This is a genomic window from Oryzobacter faecalis (assembly GCF_046764005.1).
Taxonomy (GTDB): domain Bacteria; phylum Actinomycetota; class Actinomycetes; order Actinomycetales; family Dermatophilaceae; genus Oryzobacter; species Oryzobacter faecalis.
Genome location: NZ_JBKOFW010000007.1, coordinates 26,199 through 45,132, shown reverse-complemented (window position 1 = coordinate 45,132; position 18,934 = coordinate 26,199). Strand labels below are relative to the sequence as shown.

The following is an 18,934-nucleotide window of genomic DNA, read 5'->3' as shown; positions in this document are numbered from 1 at the left end:
CACCGGGCGGGTGGGCTTGTCGGTCACCGCGCCTCCACGACGAGGTCGACCCCGAGGGACCCCGTGACGACGCCCTCGACGAGCGAGCCGACCGTGGGCAGGGTCCCGCCGGGGGCCGCGCGCAGGAGGCAGACGCCGTCGACGTCGGGGCCCTGGTGCTCGGCGCGCCCCACGGCGACGTCCGGCTCGTCCTCGTCGTGCTCCTCGACGAGGACGACCACCCGCTCCCCCACCCGCTCCTGGGCGCGCTCGGCGGTGAGCTCCTCGACGAGGGCGGTGAGCCGCTCGACCCGTTCGGCCACGACGTCCTCGGGCAGGTGGCCGTCGAGGTGCTCGGCCTCGGTGCCGTCCTCGTCGGAGTAGCCGAAGACGCCGACGACGTCGAGCCGGGCCTCGGTGAGGAAGCGCTCGAGCTCGGCGACGTCCTCCTCGGTCTCGCCCGGGAAGCCGACGATGACGTTGCTCCGGATGCCGGCGAGCGGTTCCCGGGACCGGACCCGGCCGACGAGCTCGAGGAAGGCGTCGGTGCCACCGAAGCGCCGCATCCGCCGGAGCAGGGCGGGCGCGGCGTGCTGGAAGGACAGGTCGTACCAGGGCATGACGCCGGGGGTGGCCGCCATCGCCTCGAGCAGCCCCGGGCGCACCTCGGCCGGCTGGAGGTAGGACACCCGCACCCGGTCGATCCCCTCGATCGCGCCGAGCTCGGGGAGCAGCTTCTCGAGGAGGGTGAGGTCACCGAGGTCCTTGCCGTACGACGTCGAGTTCTCGCTCGCGAGGAACAGCTCACGCACCCCCTGCCCCGCGAGCCAGCGCGCCTCGGCGACGACGTCGGTGGGGCGGCGCGAGACGAACGAGCCGCGGAACATCGGGATGGCGCAGAACGAGCAGCGCCGGTCGCAGCCGCTGGCGATCTTCAGCGGGGCCCACGGGCGGGCGTCGAGCCGGGCCCGGACGAACGACTCACCGTCCCCGTGGCCGGGGAGCGCGACGCCCGCGGCGGCCTCGGCCCGCTCCACCGGGGTGAGCGGGAGCAGCCGGCGGCGGTCGGAGGGCACGTGGGACACGACCTTCTCGCCGTCGAGGACGGCCCGCAGGTGCGTGGACATGTCGCGGTAGGAGTCGAACCCGAGGACGGCGTCGGCGTCGGGCAGCTCGTCGGCGAGGGTCTGCCCGTAGCGCTCGGCGAGGCACCCCACGGCGACGACGGCGCGCGTGCGGCCGGTCGCCTTGAGGTCGGCCGCCTCGAGGAGGGTGTCGATCGAGTCCTTCTTCGCCTGCTCGACGAAGCCGCACGTGTTGACCACGGCCACGTCGGCGTCCGCGGCGTCCTCGACGAGGGTCCAGCCCTGCGAGGCGAGACGTCCGGCCAGCTCCTCGCTGTCGACCTCGTTGCGCGTGCAGCCCAGCGTGACGAGGGCGACGCTGCCGCGGGTGGAGGAAGGCATGCCGTCACTCTAGTTGCGCACGCCCGGGCCGCCTGCACCCGGCGGATAGGGTCGCGGGCATGCCCGGCGACACCCTCACCCGTATCCGCGCCCTCCTCGCCGACCACCCGGTGGTCGACGGCCACAACGACCTGCCGTGGGAGGCCCGCGAGCGAACCGGCTACGACTGGGACCGCCTCGACATCGCGGTGGCCGGGCAGCCGACGCACACCGACCTCCCCCGGCTGCGCGAGGGCGGGGTCGGCGCCCAGTTCTGGTCGGTCTTCGTGCCGGCGACGCTGCAGGGCGACGCCGCGGTGACCGCCACCCTCGAGCAGGTCGACGCCGTCCGCTCGATGGCCGCCCGCTACCCCGACGCCCTCGCCCTCGCGACGACCCGGGCCGAGGTGGAGGCCGCGCGCTCGGCCGGGCGGATCGCCTCCCTCATGGGGGCCGAGGGCGGGCACAGCATCGACTCCTCGCTCGGCACCCTGCGGATGCTCGGCGCCCTCGGCGTGCGGTACCTGACGCTGACCCACAACGACAACGTCCCGTGGGCCGACTCGGCCACCGACGACCCGGTCCTCGGCGGCCTCTCGGCGTTCGGCCGCGAGGTCGTGCGCGAGATGAACCGGATCGGGATGCTCGTCGACCTCAGCCACGTCTCGGCCGACACGATGCGCGACGCCCTCGACACGACCGAGGCGCCGGTCGTGTTCTCGCACTCCTCCGCGCGGGCGGTCTGCGACCACCCGCGCAACGTCCCCGACGACGTCCTCGAGCGGCTGCCCGGGAACGGCGGGGTGTGCATGGTCACCTTCGTGCCGCGCTTCGTCAGCCAGGACGTGCGCGACTGGGACCTCGACGCGTCCGACGCGGCAGTGGCGGCCGGCATCGACCCCCAGGACGAGGCCGCCTTCGTCCCCTTCTACCTCGAGCGACGCGACCGGCTCGGCCGGCCCACGGCGTCCCTCGACGACGTCGTCCGGCACGTCGAGCACGTCCGCGAGGTCGTCGGCCCCGAGCACCTCGGGCTCGGCGGCGACTACGACGGCGTCGACGTCCTCCCCGACGGGCTGGAGGACGTCAGCGGGTACCCGCGCCTCCTGGCGGCCCTGGCCGACCGGGGGTGGAGCGACCGCGACCTGGCGGCGCTGGCCGGGGGCAACGCGCTGCGCGTGCTCGAGGAGGCCGAGGAGCGCGCCGCGGCGATCTCCGCGACCCGGGGGCCGAGCCTGGCCCGGATCGAGGACCTCGACGGCACCCCGGCCTGAGCCGCGGACCGGCCTCCCCTACTGCCGGGAACGGAGCACGGTCAGCGCGACGAGGCGCGAGATGACCATCGCGACGTACAGGACCCCACCGAGCTGTTCGACGGTGCCGATCGCGCGAGCCTCCGGCCTGATGGGTCCGACGTCGGAGAGCCCCACCGAGGTGAGGTTGGCGCCGGAGTAGTAGAGCAGCTCGAGCAGGGTCCGCTGCCCCGGTCCGTCGAAGGACGTGAACGACGACGGCCAGACCTCCTGCACGGCGAGGAAGACGTAGGCGAAGGCGAAGACGAGCACGGTGAAGCACGCCCCGACGGCGAACAGCTCGTCCTTGGTGACCCAGTAGTCCTCGAACATGTACGCGATGAGCGCGTACGCCGTGTAGAAGTAGAAGAGCGCGAGGGCCGCGTGGGCGAGGGCGAGGATGACGCTGCGGTCGTCGAACAGGCTCCACACCTCGAAGACGACCGCGGGCAGCGCGAGGGTCGCCGACAGCCACGTGAGGGCCGGGGTGCTGCGGACCGTGAAGATCGCGATGACGAGCGCCGACAGGCTGAGCAGCGAGATGACCGCCCGCCCACCGTCCGAGGTCTCGAGGAACGGCAGGAGGAGGATGACGAGGATCTGGACCGCCAGGAGGAAGGCCGACGGTTGCTTGCGCAGGGTCGCCCGCCACCGCGCCGACCGGGACGGGGGCTCGCGCAGGTCCTCCCACGTCGACGTCATGGCCACACTGTAGGCGCGGGTGCCGCACAATGCCGGTATGCCGAGCCCGCTGCTCCTGCCGCTCCTCACCTGCGCCGCCGTGCTGCTCGTGAGCGGGGTCGCCAAGCTGCGCGACCCCGCGTCGGTCGACCGGGCCTTCACCGCCCTCGAGGTGCCCACCGTCCTCGACCGGTCCCCCGTGCGGCGGGCCCTGCCGTGGGCGGAGGCCGTCCTCGGACTGTGGCTGCTCGTCACGGGCGGCGCCCTCCTCCTCCTCGGGGCCGTCCTCGTGCTCGTCCTCTTCCTCGCCTACCTCGTGCTCGTGGCCCGGGCCGTCCGCCGTCCCGAGCCTGTCGACTGCGGCTGCTTCGGCGCCCTCGGTGACGACCGCGTCACCCGGGTCACGGTGTGGCGCAACGTGGTTCTCGTCGCGGCGGCGGGCCTGGCCGTCGTCGCGGGGCAGCGCGACGTCGCCCTGGTCCCCGCCCTCAGCGAGCCGGCGACGTGGGCGTGGCTCGGCGCCGCCGCCCTGGCCAGCCTCGCGGCGGTCCTCGTGACGCACCGGTCGACCGGGTCCGCCGACGTCACCGGCGGCTCGGAGCCCGAGGTGGACGAGGACGGGAACTACCTGCGCACCGCCATCCCCCGCGCCCAGGTGCTCACCGAGGAGGGGCGCGTCGCCCTCCTGCGCGACCAGACCAACCGCGGCGCGCACCTCCTGCTCTTCCTGTCGCCCGGGTGCACCCCGTGCCAGTCGCTCTCGCACGAGGTGGCCGGGTGGGCGGACGACCTCGCGCCGCTCGTCGTCGTCAAGGCCGTCGTGGCCGGGTCGCCGGAGTCGCTGGTCGTCGGGCTCGGCCACCTCAAGGGGCACGCCTGGTTCGACGAGTTCGGCATCGCCCGTGCGGCGTTCGCGATGTCGACGCCCGGGGCCGTCCTCCTCGGCACCGACGGGTACCTCGCCGGAGGGCCCGTGCACGGCGAGGGCGAGGTCCGCGCCTTCGTCGAGGACGTGCGCGAGCACCTGCGCGCGCAGACCGACGTCACGGCCCCCTGACCCACCCCGACCCGCGCACCGCCGCGGGTGGGGTCAGCGCCGCCCGGTGAGCTCCCAGGCGTCCTCGCCGCCGTCCTCGTCGCCGTACTCGACGGCCGCCGGGTAGCGGTCGAGGTCGTCTGCCACCGCGTCGCCGCCGTACCCCCGGAGGACGGGCACCTCGGAGGTGTCGTCGGTGGAGTCGTCGGTGACCGCGCGGTCGTCGTACGGCTCGTCGAGGGACTCCGGCACGTCGTCGCCGCGCAGCAGGGCGAGGGTCGTCGGCAGGTCGTCGGGCTTGACGAGGACGTCGCGCGCCTTGCTGCCCTCGGAGGGCCCCACGACGCCACGGCTCTCGAGGAGGTCCATGAGCCGGCCGGCCTTGGCGAAGCCGACGCGCAGCTTGCGCTGGAGCATCGAGGTCGAGCCGAACTGCGTCGTGACGACGAGCTCGGTGGCCTGGAGCAGCAGGTCGAGGTCGTCGCCGATGTCGTCGTCGATCTGCTTCTTCGGTGCCGTGACGGTGACGTCGTCGCGGTAGCTCGGCTTGAGCTGGTCGGTGACGTGCTTGACGACGGCCTGGATCTCGGACTCGGTGACCCAGGCCCCCTGCACGCGCATCGGCTTGCTGGCGCCCATCGGGAGGAAGAGCGCGTCGCCCTGGCCGATGAGCTTCTCCGCGCCGGGCTGGTCGAGGACGACGCGGCTGTCGGCGAGCGAGGAGGTCGCGAACGCCATCCGCGAGGGGACGTTGGCCTTGATGAGGCCGGTGACGACGTCGACCGACGGACGCTGCGTCGCGAGGACGAGGTGGATGCCGGCCGCACGGGCGAGCTGGGTGATCCGGACGATCGACTCCTCGACGTCGCGCGGTGCCACCATCATGAGGTCGGCGAGCTCGTCGACGACGACGAGGAGGTACGGGTACGGCGCGATGACACGCTCGGAGCCCGGGAGCGGCTTGACCTTGCCGGCCTTGACGGACTTGTTGAACTCGTCGACGTGCTTGAACCCGAACGCCGCGAGGTCGTCGTAGCGGGTGTCCATCTCGCGCACGACCCACTGGAGGGCCTCGGCGGCCTTCTTCGGGTTCGTGATGATCGGCGTGATGAGGTGCGGGATCCCCTCGTAGGCGGTCAGCTCGACGCGCTTGGGGTCGACGAGGACGAGGCGGACCTCGTCGGGGGTGGAGCGCATGAGGATCGAGGTGATCATCGAGTTGACGAAGCTCGACTTGCCGGCGCCCGTGGCGCCCGCGACGAGCAGGTGCGGCATCTTCGCGAGGTTGGCGATGACGTAGCCGCCCTCGACGTCCTTGCCGACACCCATGACCATGGGGTGCTCGGTGCCCCGGGCGACCTGGCTGCGCAGGACGTCGCCGAGGGAGACCTTCTCGCGGTCGGTGTTGGGGATCTCGATGCCGATCGCCGACTTGCCCGGGATGGGGCTGAGGATGCGCACGTCCGCGCTCGCGACGGCGTAGGCGATGTTCTTCGACAAGGCGGTGACCCGCTCGACCTTGATGCCGGGGCCGAGCTCCACCTCGTAGCGGGTGACGGTCGGGCCACGGGTGAAGCCGGTGACCTGGGCGTCGATCTCGAACTGGTCGAGCACCTGCGTGAGCGCCTCGACGACCCGGTCGTTGGCCGCGCTGCGGGCCTTGTGCGGGCTGCCCGGCTCGAGGATCGCGGAGTCGGGCAGCGTGTAGGTGACGTCGCCGGCGAGCGAGAGCTGCTCGACCCGCTGCGGGAGCGGGGTCGTCGGCGGCGCCTCGAGGGCGACCCTCTCGGGCACCGGCCCGCGGGCGGCCGGGCCGGCGGCCGCCGTGGCGTCGCCGCCCGGCGTGGGAGCGACGGGGGCCGGGCGCTTCTGGCCGGGGCGCAGGCGGCGCCCGGTGACCGGGTCGACGACCGCCGCCTGCTCGAAGGCCTCGTCGCCGGAGAGGGCGTCGGCCTCGAGGTCGGCGCGGGTGCGGCGCCGGCGCGGGGTGGCCGCGGGCTCGTCCCGCTCCGGCTCGGCCGGAGCGTGCCCGGTGAGCCGGGCCAGGACGGTGCGCAGCCGCTCGGGGACCTGGTGGAGCGGGGTCGCCGTGACGACGAGGACGCCGAACAGGCCGAGCATGAGCAGGAGCGGCACGGTGCCGTAGACGGACACCGCCGCCTCGAGCGGGCTCGAGGCGAGGAAGCCGATGATGCCGCCGGCCGCGCGCATGGCGTTCGCCCCCTCCGGCGGGGTGGGGATGTCGGCGGCGACGTGGGCGAGGCCGCACGCGGAGAACGCGAGCGCGGTCGTCCCCACGAGGATCCGCGAGCTGGCCGACTCCTCCTTCGGCGCACGCAGCAGGTGGATGCCGATGGCGAGCAGGACGAGGGGCACGGCGTAGCCGACGCGGCCGAAGGTGCCCGCGACGACGGCGTGGACGACCGTGCCGACCGGCCCCGGCATCCCCCACCACTCGCGGGCCGCGACGACGACGGCGAGGGCGAGGAAGAGCAGGCCGAGGCCGTCGCGACGGTGCTCGGGCTCGAGGTCGCGCCCGGTGTCGCCGACCTTGCGGGCGACCGCTCCCGTGGCGTGGGCCAGGCCCATCCAGGTCGACTGGACCGCCCGCAGGGGCAGCGGCAACCCGCCGGAGCGGGGCGTGCGGGAGGACGTCGTGCGCCGCGCGGGCGCACGGCGGGACGCGGGCCGGGTCGAGGAGGACCGGCCGCGCGCCGAGGAGGACGTACGAGTCGCCATGCTGCGCAGGCTACGCGAGAGTCACACCGGTATCACGCGTCACACGCGCCGTGACGCCGCCGGTTTCGGGGCAGGCCCACACGACGCCGGTACGGCGGGGTGTGGGGTGGCGGCGGGGCCGGAGCCGGAGTTCCCGGCGCATCTGACCCCCTGCGGCCAGATGCGCCGGGCGACGTGGCCACCCCTGCTCGGAGGCCACGTCGAGGTCGGCTGGTCCTTTGACCTCCGCTGACCAGAACTTTACGTTTCCCTTACCTTTCTCACTGCCCCATATCACCAAGTGGCCGGAAGTTGCCAGCCCTCGTCGCCACATGAGTCACAACCGTGACCAGAGGACCCGGGTGTCACAGGACGCACCCGCTCCGGGCCGGAGGAGGTGCCGCGAGGACCCCGAGGGGTCACGAAGCGGTCAGGCCTCGACGACCATCGGGATGATCATCGGGCGCCGACGGATCTTGCGCCCGACCCAGCCGCCGACGGAGCGGCGGATGACCTGCTGGAGCTGGTAGGCGTCCGTGACCCCGTTGCCCGTCGCCTCGTCGAGCGCCTTGACGAGCGAGGGCATGACGTCGTCGAAGATGACGTCGTCCTCGACGAACCCGCGTGCGGTGATCTCGGGGCCGGCGACGACCTTCCCCGTCATCGAGTCGACGACGACGATGACCGAGATGAAGCCCTCGTCGCGCAGGATCCGGCGGTCCTTGAGCAGCGCCTCGTCGGCCTCCCCCACCGACGACCCGTCGACGTAGACGTACCCGCAGGGCACCGCGCCGACGATGCGCGCCCGACCGTCGAGGAGGTCGACGACGACCCCGTCCTCGGCGACGACGACGTTCTGGCGCGGCACGCCCGTGGCCACGGCCAGCTCGGCGTTGGCCACGAGGTGGCGCCACTCGCCGTGGACCGGCATGACGTTGCGCGGCTTGACGATGTTGTAGCAGTAGAGGAGCTCGCCGGCGCTGGCGTGGCCGGACACGTGGACCTTGGCGTTGCCCTTGTGGACCACCGTGGCCCCCAGCCGCATGAGGCCGTTGATGACCCGGTAGACCGCGTTCTCGTTGCCCGGGATGAGCGAGGACGCCATGAGGACGGTGTCGCCCTGACCGACGTCGATGCGGTGGTCGCGGTTCGCCATCCGCGACAGCGCCGCCATCGGCTCGCCCTGGGAGCCGGTGCAGACGAGGACGACCTGGTCGTCGGGCAGGTCGTCGAGCTTCTTGACGTCGACGAGGACGCCGTCGGGCACGTGGAGGTAGCCGAGGTCGGCGGCGATCCCCATGTTGCGGACCATCGACCGGCCGACCATGGCGACCTTGCGCCCCGCCTTCTCGGCGGCGTCGAGGACCTGCTGCACGCGGTGCACGTGCGAGGAGAAGCAGGCGACGATGATGCGGCGCTCGGCGTGCCGGAACACCTTGTCGATGGCCGGGCTGATCTCGCGCTCGGGCGTCGTGAAGCCGGGGACCTCGGCGTTCGTGGAGTCGGTGAGGAACAGGTCGATGCCCTCCTCCCCCAGGCGGGCGAAGGCGCGCAGGTCGGTGAGGCGGCCGTCGAGCGGCAGCTGGTCCATCTTGAAGTCGCCGGTGTGCAGCAGGGTGCCGCCGGACGTCCGGACCGCCACGGCGAGGGCGTCGGGGATCGAGTGGTTGACCGCGACGAACTCGCAGTCGAAGACGCCGAGCCTCTCGCGCTGCCCCTCGGTGACCCCCAGGGTGTACGGGGTGATCCGGTGCTCCTTGAGCTTGGCCTCGATGAGCGCCAGCGTCAGGGTCGACCCGACGAGCGGGATGTCCTTGCGCAGGCGCAGGAGGTAGGGCACCGCGCCGATGTGGTCCTCGTGGCCGTGCGTGAGGACGATCGCCTGGATGTCGTCGAGCCGGTCCTTGACGTACTCGAAGTCCGGGAGGATCAGGTCGATCCCGGGGTGGTGGTCGTCGGGGAACAGCACCCCGCAGTCGATGACGAGCAGCTGGCCGCGGTGCTCGACGACGGTCATGTTGCGGCCGACCTCGCCCAGGCCGCCGAGTGCGACGACGCGGACGCCGCCGTCCTCCAGCGGACCGGGGAGCTCGAGCTCGGGGTGGGGGTGGCTCATCGGGTCGGGAGGGTCGCGAGGGCGGCGCGCAGGGCCTCGAGGTGCTCCGGCGGACTCTCGACGAGGGGGAGTCGCACCGCGGCCGACTCGATGACGCCGAGCTCGACGAGTGCGGCCTTGGCCATGATCGCCCCCTGCGACGGCGACATGATCGCGTCCACGACGGGCAGCAGCGCCGCGTTGAGCCTCCGGGCCTCCGCGAGGTCACCGCGGTCGACGGCCTCGACCATCGCGCGGTACTCGCGGCCCGCGACGTGCCCGACGACCGAGACCGTGCCGACGGCCCCGATGGCGAGCAGCGGCAGGGTGAGGGCGTCCTCGCCGCTGAACCACAGCAGGTCGGTGTCGGCGAGACCCCTCGTCGCCGCGGCGAGGTCGCCCTTGGCGTCCTTGACGGCGAGGATGCGCGGGTGCTCGGCGAGGGCGACGAGGGTGTCGTGCTGGAAGGGGATGCCGGTGCGTCCCGGGATGTCGTAGAGCATCACCGGCAGCTCGGTGGCGTCGGCGACGGCGCGGCAGTGCGCGACGAGACCCGCCTGGGTCGGCTTGTTGTAGTACGGCGAGACGAGGAGCAGCGCGTCGGCACCGACCTCGGCCGCCCGCTGCGCCATGTGCACCGCGTGGCGGGTGTCGTTGGACCCGACCCCGGCGACGACCGTCGCGCGGTCGCCCGCGCGCTCCCTGACCCGCCGGATCGTCGCGATGCTCTCGTCGTCGGTGAGGGTGCTGGCCTCACCGGTCGTGCCGTTGACGACGATCCCGTCGTGGCCGGTGTCGAGGAGGTGGTCGACGAGGGAGTCGGTGCCCTTCTCGTCGACCTCCCCGTCGGGTGACATGGGGGTCACCATCGCGGTGAGGACGCGGCCGAAGGGGTTGATCGTCATGGCGCCAAGGGTAGTGGGCCCACGAGTCGGGCCGCGCCGGGGCGGCGCCCGGGTGCCGGGGGCGGCCGCGGGTACGCTCGGCCCGTGCGCCAGTACCTCGACCTCCTCGACCACGTGCTCACCACCGGCGTCGAGAAGTCCGACCGCACCGGCACCGGCACGCGCAGCGTCTTCGGGTACCAGATGCGCTTCGACCTCGCCGAGGGCTTCCCCGTCGTCACGACCAAGCGGCTGCACCTGCGCTCGATCATCGGTGAGCTCCTGTGGTTCCTGCGCGGGGACACCAACGTGCGCTGGCTGCAGGAGCGCGGCATCACGATCTGGGACGAGTGGGCCGACGCGAACGGCGACCTGGGTCCGGTGTACGGCCACCAGTGGCGCTCGTGGCCGACCCCGGACGGGCGTCGGGTCGACCAGGTCGCCAGGGTCGTCGAGTCGATCCGGCACTCCCCCGACTCGCGGCGGCACATCGTCTCGGCCTGGAACGTCGCCGACGTCGACGACATGGCCCTGCCCCCCTGCCACGCGCTGTTCCAGTTCTACGTGCGACCCGCGGCCGACGGCGGGCCCGCCCACCTGGACTGCCAGCTCTACCAGCGCAGCGCCGACGTCTTCCTCGGCGTCCCCTTCAACATCGCCTCCTACGCGCTCCTCACGATGATGGTCGCGCAGCTCACCGGCCTGCGGCCGGGCCACTTCGTCCACACGCTCGGCGACGCGCACCTGTACTCGAACCACCTCGAGCAGGCGCGGCTGCAGCTGACCCGCGACCCGCACCCCCTGCCGACGATGTCGATCACCCCGCGCGACTCCATCGACGCCTACGACCTCGACGACTTCGAGCTCGTCGGCTACCAGGCGCACCCGTCCATCAAGGCCCCGATCGCGGTCTGAGGCGAGGGATCCCATGACACGCATCAGCCTCATCGCCGCGGTGGCCCGCAACGGGGTCATCGGCAAGGACGGCGGGATGCCCTGGCACCTGCCCGACGAGCTGCGCCACTTCAAGGCGACGACGATGGGCCACACCCTCGTCATGGGCCGCCGGACGTTCGACTCCATCGGGCGGGCCCTGCCCGGACGCCGCACCGTCGTCGTCACCCGCGACCCCTCGTGGCGGCACGCGGACGTCGAGACCGCACACTCCTTCGCCGAGGCGATCTCGCTCGCCGGGCCGGCCGACGAGGTCTTCGTCGCCGGGGGCGCGCAGGTCTACGCGGAGGCCCTGCCCTTCGCGCACCGGCTCGTCCTCACCGAGGTCGACGCCGAGCCCGAGGGCGACACGTGGTTCCCCGCGTGGTCCCGTGAGGCGTGGCGCGAGGTCTCGCGCGAGCCGCACGACGGCTGGTCCAGGGTGGTCTACGAGCGCAGCTGAGGCCGACCGCGGTGGGACCCGCGGTGGGACCCGCGGTGGGCGCCGCCCGGGGTGCCGCGGTGCGTGCCGCTCGTGCGGGCCTGCCAGCCGACGGCGACGCACAGCGTTCGGACGACGGCGAGGACCGGGGCGACCGGGAGGGCGAAGCCCCACCACACCAGGGCTCCGGGGGCGAGTGCCACGAGCGCCAGCGCCGCCCCGTCGGAGTGCCCTCCCCACAGCCGGAACCCCACGTACGCCTCCATGAGGCAGACCACGAGGAAGCCGACGAGCATCGGCACGGTCGTCGAGAACCCGAGGTCCTCGAACCCCCCGCCTCCGTAGACGGGGTAGCCGAGCAGCGTCGGCACGACCCCGGTGTCGGCCAGGCGCCAGATGGCCCAGGCGCACGGGCCACCGAAGCCCACCGCCGTGACCCACGCGCACACGGCCGCCACGCGCAGCCAGCCACGCCCCTCGTCCATCACCGTCTCCCTCCCTGCAAGAGAAGCCGACGAGGGCACCCTCCTCCCGGGGCGCGGGGAGGTCAATGGCTCGGACGGGCCATCGACCGCGGCGCCGCGCGGGGCGACACTCGCCGTGGCAGCACGTCCCCACCAGGGGGCGCCGAGAGCGCGGAGGGCGCGATGGGCACGGGGTTCCACGAGGGCAGCCGGACGCTGCAGGACCGGTTCGACACCCGCAGGCTCGCGGACCGGATCGACGACCTCCTCGTCCACGACACCATCGACGAGGGCGACCGGGCGTTCATCGAGGCGCGGGACATGTTCTTCCTCGCGACCGCCGACCCCGACGGGCGGCCGACCTGCTCGTACAAGGGCGGCGAGCCGGGGTTCGTCCGCGTCCTCGACGAGCACACGCTCGCCTACCCGAGCTGGGACGGCAACGGGATGTACCTCTCCGCCGGCAACGTCCTGCTCAACCCCGAGGTGGGGATGCTGTTCGTCGACTTCGCCAAGGGGCACCGGCTGCGGCTCGAGGGCACGGCGAGCATCGACCTCGACGACCCGCTGCTCGCCGAGCACCCCGAGGCGCAGCTCGTCGTCCGCGTGCGGGCGCGCAGGGTCTACCCGAACTGCCCGCGGTACATCCACCGCTACGAGCTGGTCAGACGGTCACGGTTCGTCCCGCGCGAGGACTGCCTGACCCCGGTCCCGGAGTGGAAGCGCTCCGACTGGGCGAGCGACGTCCTCCCCGCGGCCGACCCGGCCCGCGACCCCGGCGAGCGCGAGGTCCTCGGCCGCTGACCCCGCGCTCCGGCGTCAGCCGGCCAGGGTGGCCTCGAGGGTGATCGGGACCGAGAGGGCCTGGCTCACGGGGCAGCCCTCCTTGGCGGCCTCGGCGGCCTCCTGGAACTGCTCGGCGGACAAGCCCGGCACGGAGCCGACGACCTTGAGGACGATGCCGGTGATGCCGGTGCCGGGCTGGAAGGTCACCTCTGCGGTCGTGTCGAGCGTGGTCGGCGGTGTCCCGGCCTGCGCCAGCCCGTTGGAGAACGCCATCGAGAAGCACGTCGAGTGGGCGGCGGCGATGAGCTCCTCCGGGCTCGTCACCCCGTTCGGGGCCTCCGCCCGGGCGGGCCAGTTGACGTCGAAGGTGCCGATGCCCGAGGACTCGAGCGTCACCTGGCCGGACCCCTCGAAGAGGGAACCCTCCCAGTGGGCGGTGGCGGTGCGGGTGGTGGCCATCTGCTGCTCCTTCACGGGTGGGGACGTCTTCCTCCGACCCTACCCACGCGGGCCACCGACGTCGCCGGGCACCTGCGCAGCGGACACGGGCGCCCGAGCGGCGGGCCGCGAGCCGTGGGTACTGTGCTCGCGTGCCGATCCACCTCAAGCTCGCCGACCGCGTCGCCACCGTGACGATCGACCGGACCCACCGCCGCAACGCCCTCGACCTCGACTCGCTCGACGAGCTGCACCGCACCGTCGTGCACGCCGTCGACGAGGGCGCCCGCGCGCTCGTCCTCACCGGCGCCGACGGGCACTTCTGCTCCGGCGCCGACCTCCTGGAGCTCGAGGACGTCTCGTTCACCTCGCGCCTCGCCGAGGTCCTGGAGCACCTCGCCACGCTGCCCGTCGTCACCGTGGCCGCGGTCGAGGGCTCGTGCATGGGGCTCGGGATGCAGCTCTCCGTCGCGTGCGACGTCCGGGTCGTCGCCGACGGCGCCCGCTTCGCCGTCCCGGTCGCGCGTCTCGGCCTCATGGTCGACCACTGGACCATCGACCGGGTCACCCGTGTCTGGGGCGAGGGCGCCGCGCGGCACATGGTGCTCACCGGGGCGGTCCTCGACGCCGACGACGCCTGGCGGCTCGGAGCGGCACAGGTCCGTGGCGGCCTGCCCGAGGCGACCGAGGTGGCGGCCCGCGCCGCCGTGCTCGCCCCGCTGAGCCAGTCGGGGTCCAAGGTCGGCTTCGACGCGCGCCGCGACGACCTCGCGCAGGTCGCCCGGTACGAGGCCGCGTTCGCGCGCGCCTGGGGCAGCGACGACCTCGCGGAGGGCCGGCGCGCCTCCAGCGAGCGGCGCGAGCCGCTGTTCGGCGGCCGATGATGACGCAGGGCGGCGCGGGCCACGGCCACGGCTCCCACCACGACCACGACCACGACCACGACCACGGCCACAGCCACGGGGCGGGGTCGGCGGGCTCGCCCTCGGCCGACGCCAGCGTGCGTGCTGCCCGCCCCAACGACGCCCCGGCGGTCGGCCTCGTCCAGGCGAGGGTGTTCCGGGAGGCCTACGCGGGGCGCGTCCCCGACGACGTGGTGGCCCTGTTCGAGCCGGAGGCCTTCGCGCGCTCCTGGCGCGAGAGCCTCGCCGCCCCGCCGCAGGGTGTCCACCGGCTGCTCGTCGCCTGTGCCGGGGAGCAGGTCGTCGGCCTCGCCGCGGTCGGGCCGAGCCAGGACCCCGACGCCGGGCCGGCCACCGGGGAGGTGACCGTGCTCGGCGTCCACCCCGACGCCCGGCGGCAGGGCCACGGGTCGCGCCTGCTCAACGCCACCGTCGACGTCCTGCGCGAGGCCGGTGCCGACACCGTCTCCCTCTGGCTCCTCGCCGACGACGAGGCCGCCCGCGCCTTCCTCGCCGCGTCGGGGTTCGCCCCGGACGGCGCCTTCCGCGACCGCGTCGTCTCCCCCGAGGGTGAGACCCTGCGCGAGGTCCGCCTGTCCGTCCACGTGGGCGGGGACGAGCCACCGGACCCCCGGTGACGGCCGCCACCGAGGGGCCGCTGCCGCACGCCAGGCGCCGGGAGGTCGTCCGGCAGGCGTGGTCGGTCGGGGTCGCCACGGGGGCCTACGGCGTCTCCTTCGGCGCGCTGGCGGTGGCCGCCGGGCTCGACGTCTGGCAGGCCCAGGCGCTCTCCCTCGTCATGTTCACCGGGGGCTCGCAGTTCGCCTTCGTCGGGATCATCGGGGCCGGGGGCCTCGCGGCCGCTCCCGCGGCGATCACGACGGCGGCGATGCTCGGCATCCGCAACGGGCTCTACGGCCTCCAGGCCGCGCGCTTCCTCGGGGTCCGCGGTCCACGGCGGCTCGCCGCCGCGCACCTGACCATCGACGAGTCGACGGCGGTCGGTATCGCCCAGCCGGAGCCGGCGGCCCAGCGGATCGGGTTCTGGCACACCGGCATCGCCGTCTTCCTCCTCTGGAACGCCTCGACGTTCGTCGGCTCGCTGCTCGGCAACGCCCTCGGTGACCCGCGTGACCTCGGCCTCGACGCCGCCGCGGCCGCCGCCTTCGTCGCCCTCCTCTGGCCCCGACTGCACAGCAGGGACGCCACGGCGACCGCGGTGCTCGCCGCGTTCGTCGCCCTGCTCTCCTCGCCCTTCCTGCCCCCGGGCGTGCCGGTCATCCTCGCCGTCGTCGCCGCGCTCGTCGTGGGGCTGCGCCACCCCGGGCGCCACGAGCGGCCGCTCGAGGGCGACGACGGGCACCTGCCCGGCTGGGACCCGACGCCATGAGCGTGTGGGTCGCGGTCCTCGCCGCCTGCCTCGCGTGCCTCGCCCTCAAGGTCGCGGGGTACCTCGTGCCGGACAGCCTCCTCGCCGGCGAGCGGACGTCGCGGATCACGACGCTGCTGCCGGTGGCGCTGCTCTCGGCGCTCGTCGTCGTGCAGACGGTCGTCGGTGACGGTGGTGCGCTCGTGCTGGATGCCCGGCTCGTCGCGGTCGGGGTGGCGGTGGGCCTGCTCCTCCTGCGGGCGAACTTCCTCGTCGTCGTCCTCACCGCGGCAGGGGTCGCCGCGGGCGTGCGCGCGCTCGGCTGGGGCTAGCGCCCGACGGCCCTGGACGCCCGGTTCCTCCTCCGGGTCCCCACCGGTCAGCCGACGACCGCGCGGTACCGGTCGACGACGATCTCGGCCACGCGCGGGTCGGGCAGGACCGGTCCGGTGACGACGTCGGCGCCGCACTCCTCGACGCGGCGCTGGAAGAACCCCGGCGCCAGGAGGTAGGACGCGGCGACGACGGGGCCGCCTCCCCCGCCCCGGGCTGCCGCGACCGCGTCGGCCACCGACGGGCTCGGGCCCGCCGCGAACCCGATGGTCACGGGGCCGTCCCACTGCTCCGCGAGCCGGCGCGCGACCTCGTCGCTGTCGGCCTGGGCCCGCGCGTCGCTCGACCCGGCCGGCACGACGACGACCGCCGCACCCTCGGGAGCCGAGGCCGCCGCCATCCGGTCGAGGACGACGTCGACGAGGCGGTCGTCGGGCCCGAGCGCGGGGGTCGCGACGACGTCGGGCCGTGACGCGACGGCCTCGGCGATGTCGACGTGCACGTGGTAGCCCCCGGCGAGAAGGAGGGGGACGACGACCCCGGCGAGCGGCTCGCCCGCCCCCGCGGCGGGCAGCGCCGCGACGACGTCGGCGACGAACGGGCCGTGGACGTCGACGAAGGCCTCACGCACGTCGACGCCGGGAACGAGGGCGGCGACCTCGTCGACGACGGCCCGCACGGCGGCCCGGCCGGCGGGGTCGCGCGTCCCGTGCGCGCAGACGACGAGGGCGGTGGTCACGTCCTCCTCACGGGACCTCGGCGAGGGCGAGGGCGTAGCCCCGCTTGACGACGGTGCGGACGAGGTCCTTTGCGCCGCACGCCTCGCGCACGCGGCCGATGGCCGTCTCGACGGCGTGCGGGTCGGTCGAGCCACCGGGCAGCAGCGCCTGGAGCCGCTCGCGGGGGACGACGGCGCCGCGCGCCGCGGCGAGCTCGGCGAGGATCGCGACCCCGGCCGGCCCGAGCGGCAGGGGCCGCCCGTCGAGGACGGCGGCCCGCGCCCGGACCGCGAGGTCGCCGGCCACGGTCGCCAGGACGGGCTGGTCGGCGTAGTGGGTGACGAGCTCGCGGACCAGGGCCCCGAGGCGCCACCGCCCGGGGACGAGGGGCGCGAGGCCGGCAGCGGCCAGGGGTGCGGCGGTCACCGGGCCGACGGTCGCGAGGACGAGCCGTCCGCCGAGGTTGCGACGCCGGATGGCGCGCAGGTCGGCGACCTCCGCGGCCTCCAGCCACGCGAGGACCCCGGGCGCGGAGGTGAAGACCACAGCGTCGACGAGTCCGGCAGCGGTGCGCTGCACCGAGTCCCGCAGGACGTCGGGATCCGACGGCCCCCAGCTGTACACGACGACGGAGGTGACGTCGGCGCCCGCCGCCGCGAAGGCCTCGTCGAGCCCGTCGGCGCCGCTGCCGTGGTGCTGCACGGCGATCCGCAGGCCGGCGACCCCCTCGGTGAGGAGGAAGGACTCGATCTCGGCCGCGGTCTCGGACGTCGCCACCCAGTCGGCCGTGAGCCCCGCGGCCTCGATGGCGCCACGCGCCTTGGGCCCGCGCGCGATGAGCCGCGCGTCCGCGAGGACGTCGAGGAGGTCCTCGGCGAGCCCGGCCGCGTCGGCCGCCTCGACCCAGCCGCGGAAGCCGATCCCCGTCGTCGCGACGACGACGTCCGGCGGGTTCGCGAGGACCTCGCGCGTGCGGTCGACGAGGCTGAGGTCGTCGAGGTGCGGCACGACCTCGAGGGCGGGGGCGTGCTCGACGACGGCGCCGCGGCGCTCGAGGGCGGCGGCGAGCTCCTTGAAGCGGCGGTCGGCCGTGACGGCGACCGTGACGCCGGCGAGCACCGGCCCACCCGGCGGCGGCACCGCGGGCCGCCCCGCGGGGTCACCCGCCACGACCTCCTCAGTCATCGTCGCCGCCCGTCGACGACGTCGCGCAGACGGGGTCGTCGAGGAAGCCCTCGGCGGCGACGCGGCCGATGACGATGATCGCCGGCGGCCGCACACCCTCGGCCCGTGCGACGTCCGCGGCCGTGCCGACGCTCGCCCGCGTGACGCGCTCGCGGACCGTCGAGCCCTGCTCGACGATCGCGACCGGGAGGTCGCGGTCGACCCCGGCGGCGAGCGCGGCGGCGCAGATGTCGGGCAGCGCCGAGACCGCCATGAGGAGGACGACGGTCGCCCCGGCCGTGAGGGCCGCGAGGGTCGCGGGGTCGGCGCCGACGTGGCCCGAGCTGACGTGCACCGAGGTCGAGACACCGCGCTGGGTCACCGGGATCCCGGCGAGCGCCGGCACCGAGAAGGCCGAGGTGATGCCCGGGACGACCGACACCTCGATCCCGGCCCGGCGGCAGGCGTGGACCTCCTCCCCACCACGGCCGAAGACGTACGGGTCGCCGCCCTTGAACCGGACGACGGTGAGGCCCTTGAGGGCACGGTCGACGAGGATCGCGTTGATCTCGGCCTGGGGTACCGGGTGGTTCGTCGGGCTCTTGCCGACGTTGACGACCTCGACGTCGGCCGGCAGCCGGTCGAGCAGCGGGGTGGCGCCGAGCCGGTCGGTGACGACGACGTCGGCGGTCGCGAGCGCCTCGAGCCCGGCGACCGGCACGAGCCCGGGGTCGCCGGGGCCGCTCCCCACCAGGACGACCCGCCCGCGCCGCACGCGGCGGCGCCGCAGGTCGACCTCCCCGGCGGCGACGTGCACGGCGAGCTGGTCGCGGACCGCAGCCGCCCGCCGCGGGTCGGCGTCGCCCTCCGAGACCACGCCGAGGGTGAGGTCGCCGTGCGAGCTGGCGGCCGCCATCCGGGCCGACCCGCGGCGCCGGTCGGACGCGTTGACGCACCACGTGCCGCGCGCCTCGGCCCACGCGGCGACCGTGGCGTTGACCTCCGGGTCGGCGGTGGCGGCGACGACGAACCAGGCGCCGTCGAGGTCGGCCTCGGCGACGCGGCGGACGAGCAGCTCGGCGTCGCCGTGGCTGGCGACGCGCAGGGCGTCGTCGGACGGGGCGGGGTCGACGAGGACGACGTGCGCCCCGTCCTCGAGCAGGCGGCGGGCCCGGCGCATGCCGACGAGGCCGGCGCCGACGATGAGGACGCGGCGGCCGGCGAGGTCGAGGCCGACGAGGGTCGTCACGCGCG

Annotated in this window: 19 protein-coding genes; 9 read left to right on the top strand and 10 right to left on the bottom strand. The window is 74.5% G+C overall.

Annotation, left to right across the window (positions count from 1 at the left end):
- Window positions 1-23 precede the first annotated feature (23 nt).
- Complete coding sequence (rimO, locus tag ACK8HX_RS13835) at window positions 24-1,445, bottom strand: 30S ribosomal protein S12 methylthiotransferase RimO (RefSeq protein ID WP_411941300.1); 1,422 nt, start codon at window positions 1,443-1,445, stop codon at window positions 24-26.
- 59 nt (window positions 1,446-1,504) lie between these two features.
- On the opposite strand from rimO, the gene ACK8HX_RS13830 reads away from it, so the two are divergent.
- Window positions 1,505-2,698, top strand: a complete 1,194-nt coding sequence (locus tag ACK8HX_RS13830) for a dipeptidase (RefSeq protein ID WP_411941299.1) — start codon at window positions 1,505-1,507, stop codon at window positions 2,696-2,698.
- An 18-nt stretch (window positions 2,699-2,716) separates the two neighbouring features.
- Here ACK8HX_RS13830 and ACK8HX_RS13825 read toward each other — a convergent pair whose 3' ends face one another.
- Window positions 2,717-3,418, bottom strand: coding sequence for an ion channel (locus tag ACK8HX_RS13825; RefSeq protein WP_411941298.1), 702 nt, complete (start codon window positions 3,416-3,418; stop codon window positions 2,717-2,719).
- A gap of 37 nt (window positions 3,419-3,455) precedes the next feature.
- On the opposite strand from ACK8HX_RS13825, the gene ACK8HX_RS13820 reads away from it, so the two are divergent.
- Complete coding sequence (locus ACK8HX_RS13820) at window positions 3,456-4,454, top strand: MauE/DoxX family redox-associated membrane protein (RefSeq protein ID WP_411941297.1); 999 nt, start codon at window positions 3,456-3,458, stop codon at window positions 4,452-4,454.
- Window positions 4,455-4,487: 33 nt separating this feature from the next.
- On the opposite strand, the gene ACK8HX_RS13815 is transcribed toward ACK8HX_RS13820, so the two are convergent.
- The 3 genes from ACK8HX_RS13815 to dapA form a co-directional block, all read right to left on the bottom strand.
- Window positions 4,488-7,172 (bottom strand): FtsK/SpoIIIE family DNA translocase, encoded by a 2,685-nt coding sequence (locus tag ACK8HX_RS13815; protein ID WP_411941296.1) that lies wholly within the window; start codon window positions 7,170-7,172, stop codon window positions 4,488-4,490.
- Between the two features lie 409 nt (window positions 7,173-7,581).
- Entirely contained in the window at window positions 7,582-9,267 is a 1,686-nt protein-coding gene (locus ACK8HX_RS13810; RefSeq protein ID WP_411941295.1) for a ribonuclease J, read from the bottom strand.
- A complete protein-coding gene (gene dapA / locus ACK8HX_RS13805) occupies window positions 9,264-10,151 on the bottom strand; it encodes a 4-hydroxy-tetrahydrodipicolinate synthase (RefSeq protein ID WP_411941294.1) in 888 nt (295 codons plus the stop codon). Before dapA ends, ACK8HX_RS13810 begins: the two co-directional genes overlap by 4 nt.
- Window positions 10,152-10,235: 84 nt before the next feature.
- Between dapA and ACK8HX_RS13800 the strand changes: the two genes are divergently transcribed.
- Both ACK8HX_RS13800 and ACK8HX_RS13795 read left to right on the top strand, forming a co-directional pair.
- Window positions 10,236-11,045: a thymidylate synthase gene (locus ACK8HX_RS13800; protein WP_411941293.1), complete on the top strand. Its 810-nt coding sequence runs from the start codon at window positions 10,236-10,238 to the stop codon at window positions 11,043-11,045.
- Window positions 11,046-11,058: 13 nt separating this feature from the next.
- Complete coding sequence (locus ACK8HX_RS13795) at window positions 11,059-11,526, top strand: dihydrofolate reductase (protein WP_411941292.1); 468 nt, start codon at window positions 11,059-11,061, stop codon at window positions 11,524-11,526.
- On the opposite strand, the gene ACK8HX_RS13790 is transcribed toward ACK8HX_RS13795, so the two are convergent.
- Window positions 11,511-11,990 carry a hypothetical protein gene (locus tag ACK8HX_RS13790; protein WP_411941291.1) on the bottom strand — a complete coding sequence of 160 codons (480 nt, stop codon included), beginning with the start codon at window positions 11,988-11,990 and terminating at the stop codon, window positions 11,511-11,513. The genes ACK8HX_RS13795 and ACK8HX_RS13790 overlap by 16 nt on opposite strands.
- A 162-nt stretch (window positions 11,991-12,152) precedes the next feature.
- Between ACK8HX_RS13790 and ACK8HX_RS13785 the strand changes: the two genes are divergently transcribed.
- A complete protein-coding gene (locus tag ACK8HX_RS13785) occupies window positions 12,153-12,773 on the top strand; it encodes a pyridoxamine 5'-phosphate oxidase family protein (protein ID WP_411941290.1) in 621 nt (206 codons plus the stop codon).
- Between the two features lie 15 nt (window positions 12,774-12,788).
- On the opposite strand, the gene ACK8HX_RS13780 is transcribed toward ACK8HX_RS13785, so the two are convergent.
- A complete protein-coding gene (locus tag ACK8HX_RS13780) occupies window positions 12,789-13,214 on the bottom strand; it encodes an OsmC family protein (protein ID WP_411941289.1) in 426 nt (141 codons plus the stop codon).
- Window positions 13,215-13,345: 131 nt separating this feature from the next.
- Between ACK8HX_RS13780 and ACK8HX_RS13775 the strand changes: the two genes are divergently transcribed.
- Genes ACK8HX_RS13775 through ACK8HX_RS13760 form a run of 4 tightly spaced genes read left to right on the top strand, consistent with a single transcriptional unit; the run spans window position 13,346 to window position 15,796 of the window.
- A complete protein-coding gene (locus tag ACK8HX_RS13775) occupies window positions 13,346-14,077 on the top strand; it encodes an enoyl-CoA hydratase-related protein (protein ID WP_411941288.1) in 732 nt (243 codons plus the stop codon).
- On the top strand, window positions 14,077-14,733 hold the full coding sequence (locus ACK8HX_RS13770; protein ID WP_411941287.1) for a GNAT family N-acetyltransferase: 657 nt from the start codon (window positions 14,077-14,079) through the stop codon (window positions 14,731-14,733). Before ACK8HX_RS13775 ends, ACK8HX_RS13770 begins: the two co-directional genes overlap by 1 nt.
- The gene (locus ACK8HX_RS13765) at window positions 14,730-15,485 is read left to right on the top strand and encodes an AzlC family ABC transporter permease (protein WP_411941286.1); all 756 of its coding nucleotides are present in this window, start codon (window positions 14,730-14,732) and stop codon (window positions 15,483-15,485) included. Before ACK8HX_RS13770 ends, ACK8HX_RS13765 begins: the two co-directional genes overlap by 4 nt.
- Entirely contained in the window at window positions 15,482-15,796 is a 315-nt protein-coding gene (locus ACK8HX_RS13760) for an AzlD domain-containing protein (protein ID WP_411941285.1), read from the top strand. The genes ACK8HX_RS13765 and ACK8HX_RS13760 overlap by 4 nt, the downstream gene beginning before the upstream one ends.
- 47 nt (window positions 15,797-15,843) lie before the next feature.
- Here the strand turns inward: ACK8HX_RS13760 and ACK8HX_RS13755 are convergent, their stop codons facing one another.
- The 3 genes from ACK8HX_RS13755 to cobA are packed head-to-tail and all read right to left on the bottom strand — an operon-like array spanning window position 15,844 to window position 18,929.
- Complete coding sequence (locus ACK8HX_RS13755; RefSeq protein WP_411941284.1) at window positions 15,844-16,536, bottom strand: sirohydrochlorin chelatase; 693 nt, start codon at window positions 16,534-16,536, stop codon at window positions 15,844-15,846.
- Between the two features lie 7 nt (window positions 16,537-16,543).
- A complete protein-coding gene (locus ACK8HX_RS13750) occupies window positions 16,544-17,701 on the bottom strand; it encodes a uroporphyrinogen-III synthase (protein WP_411941283.1) in 1,158 nt (385 codons plus the stop codon).
- Complete coding sequence (cobA, locus tag ACK8HX_RS13745; protein WP_411941282.1) at window positions 17,694-18,929, bottom strand: uroporphyrinogen-III C-methyltransferase; 1,236 nt, start codon at window positions 18,927-18,929, stop codon at window positions 17,694-17,696. Before cobA ends, ACK8HX_RS13750 begins: the two co-directional genes overlap by 8 nt.
- Between the last annotated feature and the right edge of the window lie 5 nt (window positions 18,930-18,934).